Genomic DNA, 7,838 nt, shown 5'->3' with positions numbered 1-7,838 from the left:
GTGCGGCGCAGCTCGGCCGTCTCCTGCCCGCCGGCTATGAGCAGGAAGCCGGCGGGCAGCGGGAACACCCCGACCGGCTGCGGCCGGGAGAGGCGAGGCCCGACCGCGGCGGGCCGGTCGGTCCCAGCAGCGGTGCCGGAGCCGGCGGTGGTGCCAGTGGTGCCAGTGGTGCCAACGGTGCCAGTGGTGCCGGCGGTGGTGGTGGCGGGCTCAGCCATCTCGGTGGTCCTTCGCGAGGTCCTCAAGGATCATCTTCTGTGCTCGCTCCATCGACCGGCGTACGGCCGGGGTCAGGTCGGCGCCGGGCTCGAACGAGCCGGCCTCGATGAGATAGACGACGATGTCGGTCGGATAGTCGGGGCCGAGCAGCCAGCGGCCGAACGCCAGCGCCTGGTCCCAGCGCACCGCGTGCGGCGAGGACAGGTGCAGCGGCACCTCCGACAGTTCCTCGCCGGGGACCCGGAAGACGGTGCCGGGCGCCGACCCGGTGCGGGCGGCGTCGACGAGCACGACCCGGCGGGCGCCGCGCATCGCGAACGCCGTGTCCATTCCAGCCGTGCCGCCGTCGACCAGGCGCACGCCGGCCGGCACCCCTGACTCGGCGAGGCGGCGGATGAGGATCGGACCGACCCCGTCGTCACCGCGCAGCAGGTTCCCGCAGCCGATCACCGCCGCGTCGCAGCGCGCCGGCTCCACGCCCGGCGGGTCGAGTCGCACCCGGGTGTCGGCGGACGGCGGCGGCTGGCCCGTCAAAGGTCCTCGTTCACGACGAACCGGCTCAGTTCCCGCCCGGTCCGACCGTCGTAGGCATGGACCGTGCAGACCAGGCACGAGTCGAAGCTGCGGGCCACATGGCCGAGCTCGACCGGATCATCCGGGTTGGCGACCGGGGTGCCGACGAGGGCCGCCTCGATCGGGCCCGGCGTGCCGGTGCCGTCGCGGGGGCCGATGTTCCACGCGGTCGGGGTCACGACCTGGTAGTTCGCGATCTTTCCGTGCTCCAGCACGATCCAGTCCGACAGCGAGCCGCGGGCCGCCTCTGTCGAGCCGAAACCGCGCCCCTCGGCGAGCTCCGACGGCGGCAGGTGGAACGGCTCGCGCAGGTCGATCTCGTCCAGCCAGCCGCGTACCCACCGGTAGTACAGCGCCGCCTCGTGCATCCGGGCCAGCAGCCGGACCATCACCGACGAGCCGATCGTGGCGAGGATGTCGGCGAACAGCGGATCGTCGTCCTGGTGCGGGGCGGCTCCCGGTGCCGCGGCGGCGACCCGGCGGGCCAGCGGACCGGCCTCCAGCGGCAGGTAGCCGAGGTCCGGCACGTCGTAGCGGGGGGACTTCGCCCAGCTGTACTTGCCGGCATGGCGGCCGACCTCCGGGTCGATCGGGTCGGTCTCCCCGTCGAACGGGTGGTAGGCGGAGGAGCCCCGATAGAAGGAGTGCGTGACGTCCTCGCGCACCCGGGCCTGGTCGAACGGGTGATGGGTGCCGCCGGCGTACACGCCGGAGCGGCCGATCAGTGCCGCCTCGCGGCCCTCGATCGTCGGGCGCGCATACAGGTCGGGGTGCAGGTAGGTGCCGGTCGCCAGGTAGTTGCCGGCGCCCTGGCCGTAGCGGTCCAGGCCGATGTCCAGGCAGTAGCGCAGGAAGAAGCCGAGGTCGCTGTCGCGCTGCGCGTCGTTCTCGTCCAGCCAGGCCAGCACGTCCGCCCAGCTGTGGTTCGCCAACCAGCGGTCGACGCCGCAGCCCAGCCAGCGCTTCTCCAGCCACTCGGTCTTCCAGTGCTCCAGGATCGCGGTGGCGCGGGTGACGTCGGCCAGCGTCGGCGCGCAGATCACCCCGCCGGGCACCATGAAGCTGGAGTGCGGCCACTGGCCGCCGAAGATCGCGTACACCTCGACCGGGGCCCCGGACAGCACCACCCCGGGGCCGTAGCTCGTCCCGGTGAACGGGGTGAACCGGCGCACTGCCTCCTCGTAGAGCGGGGACGACGCGTACCGGCGGTTGGTCAGGTCGATGGCGAACAGCGCGTAGAAGCACCGCGGGATGCTCTGCAGCGTCTCGCAGGCCTGGGCGATGTTGCGGATCAGGGTCGCGTTGCGCGGCAGCTCGGTGCGCCAGGCGACGTCGAGCGCGTAGGCCGCCTTGTAGAGGTGGCTGCCGCCGCAGATCCCGCAGATCCGCGGCGTGACGATCAGGCCCGCCTGCGGGTCCTTGCCCCGCAGGATGATCTCGAAGCCGCGGAACATCGCCGCGGACGTCCAGGCCGAGCTGACCACCCCGTCATCGATCGTGACCCGGACGTCGAGATCCCCCTCGACCCGACCCATCGGGCTGACGTTGAGATCGACGGTCGTCATCTCGGAACTCATTTCTGCTGTGCCGGCCCGTCTCGGTGCTGTCCGGGCCGGTTCCCCGGCCGGGCGGTCGGGCCTGCGGCGGGGACTCAGACGACGAACATGTCCTTCTTCGACCATGCCGGGGCGGCTGCCCGCGAGGCGGCGGCCTGGGCCAGGTAGGCCAGGTGACCGCTGCCCTCGGGCACCTCGCGGGGAATGACCCCGGCGACCTTCTGGGTGCGGAACACCGTGCCCGGCGCGAGGTCGAAGAACGGGAACTCCGGTTCGGTGCAGCCGATGCACGGCATGCCGACGCGGGTCTTCGACGACTGCCGGTTCCACAGGATCCGGTTGCAGGGGGAGTGGGTCATCGGGCCGCGGCAGCCGAACTCGTAGAACAGGCAACCCTGCCTGGTGCCGTCACCGAAGCTGACCGTCGACTGCTTGTACTCGAAGTACTGGTTGCGACTGCAGCCCGTGTGCGTGAACGACGTGAAGAACGTTCGGGGCCGGTGCAGCTCGTCGAGCTCGATGTCGGCGGCGCGCCCCGTCGCCAGCGCCACCAGGATCTGGGTGATCCAGTCCGGATGGGCGGGGCAGCCCGCGATGTTGATCACTGGCAGGCCGGCTCGTGACCGGAAGTCGCTGCCGAGGAAACCGCCCGGGTCGCGCCGATGGAACTGCAGCCCGGTCGAGTCGCTCGGGTTCGGCGCGGTCGCGGGCAGCCCGCCCCAGCTCGCGCAGTCGCCGATCGCGACGACGATCCGGGCGTGGGCGGCCAGGTCGCGCACCCACTCCTGCATCGGCCGGTCGGCGAAGACGTCGTAGGTGCCCCGCCCGCCCGGACCACGGATTACCGAGCCCTCGAAGACGAAGATGTCGACCGGGCGGACCCCCCGCGCGCAGTCCCAGAACAGTTCCCGCGCCGGGGCGCCGCTCGCCAGGCCCAACGACGGATGCCAGATCAGATCCAGCCCGAAGTCGGTGATCAGATCGATGACGGTGGGTTCCTCGGCGTTCAGGAACGACATCGTGTTGCCGCTGCACGCCCCACCCTGGAACCAGAGCACGGATGACATCGGTGGTCCTTCCTCGGATGGGCCGGTGGCCATCCGGCGCGCGCCGGGAACGACGGCGCCTGACGGCGGGGGCCCGGCGGTGGACGGCCCCGGGGAAGGACAGCGGGACGCGACCACAGGTGGGGCGGCCGTCGGCGTGGGGTCGTCCCGCCCGCCGCGCCGGTGCGGCCGGCTGCCGGCACAGCGACGCTATGTCCCGCCGGACGGGACGCCGATGGGGCGTGTGCGGAGGCTGCCACCTATGCGGGATGGCGTTTGGCGGGCGCCGCCCCGCGCCGCGACAGTGAGGACCGTCGTCGGCGATCGGCGCCCACGGCCGTGGCAGGGAGGACTCGACCATGCATGAGCTGTCCATCTGCCGGTCGGTCGCGGAGATCGTCAGCCGTCATGCCGCGGGCCGGCGGGTGAGCCGGGTCCGGCTGCGGGTCGGCGCGCTGCGCCAGGTCGTGCCCGCGACCCTCGTCCACTGCTGGAACGTCGCCTACGGCGGCCAACCGGCCGAGGCCGGGGTCGAGCTCGCCGGGTCGGTGCTGGCCGGGTCGGTGCTGGCCGGGTCGGTGCTGGAGGTGGAGAGCGTTCCCGCGCGGGTGCGGTGCCGTGGGTGCGGTGAGCGCCGCGAGCTCGTGCGGCCGTCGACGTGCTGCCCGGCCTGCGGGACGGCCGACGTCGAACTGATCGGCGGCGAGGAGTTCCTGGTCACCTCGTTCGACGTCGAGCCGCTGCCGGCGGCGGTCTGAGATGGGCCGTTTCCATCCCCATTCCCCCGACCCCCATTCCCACGACCCCCATTCCCACGACGTCCACGAGCACGGTGAGCACCCGCACGGCCCGCTGGTCCCTGCGGCCGGCGAGCTGGACCATTCGGGTTACGGCACGGCGGCGGAACGGGTTGAGGTACTCGAGCGCATCCTCGGGGAGAACGAGCGGGCGGCGCGGGCGAACCGGGCGGCGTTCGACGCGGTCGGGGTCGTCGTCGTGAACCTGATGTCCGCGCCGGGCGCAGGGAAGACGACCCTGCTCGCCCGGACGCTGCGCCGGCTGTGCGCCCGGCGCCGGGTCGGGATCATCGAGGGAGACATCGAGACCAGCCTCGACGCGGACCGCCTCGACGGGTTCGGCGCCGCGGTGGCACTGGTCAACACCGGCGACGGGTTCGGTGGGGAGTGCCATCTGGACGCGCCGATGGTCGCCTCGGCGCTGCCGCGCCTGCCGCTCGCCGAACTCGACCTCGTCATCATCGAGAACGTCGGCAATCTGGTGTGTCCCGCGGAGTTCGTGGTGGGCGAGGATCTGCGAGCGATGGTCTTCGCTGTGACCGAGGGCGAAGAAAAGCCGCTGAAGTATCCGGTGATGTTTCGTTCGGCGGATCTCGTGCTCATCAACAAGATCGACCTGCTGCCACATCTTGATTTCGATCTGGGCGCGTTCCGCCGCAATCTGGAAGCGGTCAGTCCCGGCGTGGCGGTGCTGGAGATGAGTGCGCGCACGGGCGCCGGGGTGGACGCCTGGTGCGACTGGCTGGAACGCCCGCCGCGGCCGTAGCCGCCCTGACCGTGGTCGGCGCGTCGGAGTCCATAAACGCCGCAGATCTGCTAGAAAAGCGTCCGATCGGGATGGCGACGTCGGAGGGGTCGATCAATGCGTCCATCCATCAACAGTCCGAGAAACAGAAGGCCGGCAGGGAGGCGTCGGGCCATGGCCGCGATTGTCGTCGCGGCTGCCTTCGGATTTCTCACTACCGGCGCCGGATGTCCCCCGCCGGGCTGCCCGCCGCCGTATCCGCCCCACTCGACCTGCTGAGGTCGTTGCCACAGCGGCCCGGCGGGGTCTGGCCGGCCGCGCGCCGTCCCGGCCCCGCCGGGTTGCCGCGTGGCCGGGCTCCCCGCGTGCTCCAGCAGCTGCCTGCCGCCCGGCGGGCTCGGCGTTGCCGGATGAACGTTGCCGGATGAACGTTGCCGGATGAACTCAGTGGTCCGGAATGGTCTCGGCGATCTCGCCGAAAGTCAGGGTGGGGCGGGGGCCGATGGCCAGGACCTCCCGCGCTCCGGGCGTCACCTGCTCGGGTGGCCCCATCAGCCCGGCCGGCCCCGCCAGCCCGGCCGGGTCCACCGGCCCGGCCGGTTCCGCCAGCGTTCCCCGCAGCACCGCGACCGCGTGTTCGTAGGCGTCGTGGGTCGGCAGCAGGCGACGGATGTTCAGGGGAAGCAGGTCTTCCCGGTTCGTCTGTCCACATCGCGGGCAGACGGTCTGACCCAGCGGGAGCAGCACTCCGCAGCCGCCGTCCGCCGAGCCGCAGCGCCGCCAGTCCCGGTCGACCTCGATATGTCGGATCTGCTGGCGGCGGCAGGCCGCGGCGGTGGTCACCAGCGGCGCGGGGCCACCGGCCGACTCCCGAACGACCGCCGCCGGGCGCGTGCGGGTGCGTCTCCTGGAGCTCCACAGAGTCGACAAGGCAGCCTCCCAATTCGTCCGAGTACGACCTATCTCGCAGTGATTTTCTTGCTCCTCAGAGCGAACCGTCTGCAGTCGATCCAATCAACCGAATGGCACCTTCAGGTGGGGGCTGAGCGGAACTTCCTCACATTGCCGTGCGACCGTCCACTTCGGCGTGCTTGGATTGACGATTGGTCTCGTCTCGGGCCGGGTGGGGCCGGCGGATGCGCGCTCTCGCCGCACACCATTCTGCATGACGCGGCCCGTCGCGGTGGCCGATACGGCGGAGACGGCCTGGGGGCGCCCGGACGTTTCCCGGTCCCAATCCCAGTCTCGGTCCTGGTGCCGGCCGGCGGCGCGGTTCGTGCGGAGTCTCAGCGCATGATGCCGGTGTGGCCGAGGGAGTAACGGCCGGGCTGTGGCCAGACCGTGAGACCGTGCGGCTCGTGGCCCACGGGGATCTTCGTGAGGAGCTTGCCGGCGCCGGGGTCCGCTCCGCCCGCGCCGCCGGTGTCGAAGACGTAGACGACGTTGCTGCGCCGACCCGACAGCCACAGGCGGGTCCCGTCCGCGCTGACGTTGCCCATGTCCGGTGTGCCACCGCCCGGGATGGGCCAGTTGGCCACGACCGACCGGGTCGCGAACGCGATCACCGAGACGGAGCCGTGGTTGCCGGTGTGCGGGAACGGCGGACGCATGCTCGCCATCTCGCCGCCGCGGTTCGCCACGTACAGGAACCGCCCGTCCCGGCTCGGGTAGAGGCCATGCGTCTCCGGGCCCGTCCGGACGAAGCCGACCTTGGTGAAGCGGTCGCCGTCGATGAGGTGGACCCCGTCGGAGTTCATGTCCGCGACGTACCAGACCTGACCCGCAGGATCGATCTTGATGTCCTGCGGCGCCGCGTCGCGGCCCAGGTCGAGGTAGCCCAGCACGGTCTGGTGCACAAGGTCGATCTTGACGAGTCGACCGGCGAACTCGCAGGTGGCGATCGCGTAGGAGCCGTCGACCGAGAAGTCGACATGGTTAACGCCCTCACACTGCGTGCCCACGTCGAGGCTGTGCCGTAGCGCCATCGTGTGCGGATCACGGAAGTCGATATCGTGGTTCGCCTCGGCGATCACCATGGCGTATGAGCCGTCCGGGGTGAAGTACAGGTTGTACGGGTCGGCCACGGGCACCGCCGGGCCGGCGAGGCGGCCCGTGCGCGGGTCGATCGGGGACAGGCTGTTGCCGCGGTTGTTGTTCACCCACAGGGTCTGCAGGTCCCAGGACGGGACGACGTGCTGCGGTTCGCTGCCGGTGGCGTAGCTGCCGATCACCCGCATCGTCTGCTGGTCGATCACGCTCACCGTGCCGTCGGCGAGGTTCGGCACGTAGACGTAGTGCGGGTCCTCGCGCACCGTCGGGCTGAACATCCCGGCGCGGGCATGGGCATACACGTCCACCCCGGTGGTTGCCGCGGCCGCCGCGCCCGCGGACGCGCCGGGCATGGGCATGGGCATCGACATCGCCATCGACGGGCTGGGGGCGGCTGCCGCCGCCGCGTTCTTGTCGGAGTCCCGGCCGGGGTCGACGACCAGGTACACGCCGAACAGGGCGAGTACGAGCACGGCCCCGACCGCTATCAGGACGCCGGGCAGCCGGGAGCCGTCCGCGGCACGATGGGCGCGATGGGGACGTGAGGGGGCCCTGTCTGGCACCGCGTCAGATTAGCCACGCGCCGCGTCCCCGTCGGCGGTGGGTTCCCGGCCGGGCCACGCCGCGGACCGGCCCGGACGACCGCGTCCCGGCAGGCACCCAGCGGAGCTGGGCAGCGGAGCTGGATACTTGGAGCCCAGCGACGGACGGTCGCGCGGGAACGGAGGCGGAAGCGGACATGATCGGTTACTTGGCGTGACGGGAACGAGAGGCCGCGACGTCTCCCGTCGTGGGTTCCTCGCCGCCGGCCCGGCCGCCGCCGCGGCCGCGGGGCTCGCGGCCTGTGCCGGCT

General features: G+C 71.7%; 7 protein-coding genes and 1 pseudogene. 2 read left to right on the top strand and 6 right to left on the bottom strand.

The features are described from left to right. The 4 genes and pseudogenes from MXD58_RS15135 to MXD58_RS15120 all read right to left on the bottom strand — a co-directional run. Nucleotides 1–218, bottom strand: a pseudogene (locus MXD58_RS15135) (hypothetical protein); the annotation flags it as partial. Further along, nucleotides 211–753: a hydrogenase maturation protease gene (locus MXD58_RS15130; RefSeq protein ID WP_248840230.1), complete on the bottom strand. Its 543-nt coding sequence runs from the start codon at nt 751–753 to the stop codon at nt 211–213. The gene MXD58_RS15130 and the pseudogene MXD58_RS15135, both read right to left, overlap by 8 nt. Further along, nucleotides 750–2,357: a nickel-dependent hydrogenase large subunit gene (locus MXD58_RS15125; protein WP_248840229.1), complete on the bottom strand. Its 1,608-nt coding sequence runs from the start codon at nt 2,355–2,357 to the stop codon at nt 750–752. Before MXD58_RS15125 ends, MXD58_RS15130 begins: the two co-directional genes overlap by 4 nt. 86 nt (nt 2,358–2,443) lie before the next feature. Further along, entirely contained in the window at nt 2,444–3,415 is a 972-nt protein-coding gene (locus MXD58_RS15120) for an NADH-quinone oxidoreductase subunit B family protein (protein WP_248840228.1), read from the bottom strand. A 338-nt stretch (nt 3,416–3,753) separates the two neighbouring features. Between MXD58_RS15120 and MXD58_RS15115 the strand changes: the two genes are divergently transcribed. Together MXD58_RS15115 and hypB are read left to right on the top strand one after the other, a co-directional pair. Continuing rightward, nucleotides 3,754–4,152 (top strand): hydrogenase maturation nickel metallochaperone HypA, encoded by a 399-nt coding sequence (locus MXD58_RS15115; protein WP_248840227.1) that lies wholly within the window; start codon nt 3,754–3,756, stop codon nt 4,150–4,152. A gap of 1 nt (nt 4,153) precedes the next feature. Beyond that, nucleotides 4,154–4,957 carry a hydrogenase nickel incorporation protein HypB gene (gene hypB, locus MXD58_RS15110; protein ID WP_248840226.1) on the top strand — a complete coding sequence of 268 codons (804 nt, stop codon included), beginning with the start codon at nt 4,154–4,156 and terminating at the stop codon, nt 4,955–4,957. A 423-nt stretch (nt 4,958–5,380) separates the two neighbouring features. Here the strand turns inward: hypB and MXD58_RS15105 are convergent, their stop codons facing one another. Together MXD58_RS15105 and MXD58_RS15100 are read right to left on the bottom strand one after the other, a co-directional pair. Further along, on the bottom strand, nt 5,381–5,866 hold the full coding sequence (locus MXD58_RS15105; RefSeq protein ID WP_250609429.1) for a hypothetical protein: 486 nt from the start codon (nt 5,864–5,866) through the stop codon (nt 5,381–5,383). Between the two features lie 356 nt (nt 5,867–6,222). Next, nucleotides 6,223–7,458 (bottom strand): YncE family protein, encoded by a 1,236-nt coding sequence (locus MXD58_RS15100; protein ID WP_250609428.1) that lies wholly within the window; start codon nt 7,456–7,458, stop codon nt 6,223–6,225. Nucleotides 7,459–7,838 lie beyond the last annotated feature (380 nt).

The organism is Frankia sp. AgKG'84/4, assembly GCF_023242965.2.
In the GTDB taxonomy this organism is placed as follows: domain Bacteria; phylum Actinomycetota; class Actinomycetes; order Frankiales; family Frankiaceae; genus Frankia.
This window is presented reverse-complemented; position numbering and strand designations above follow the sequence as displayed.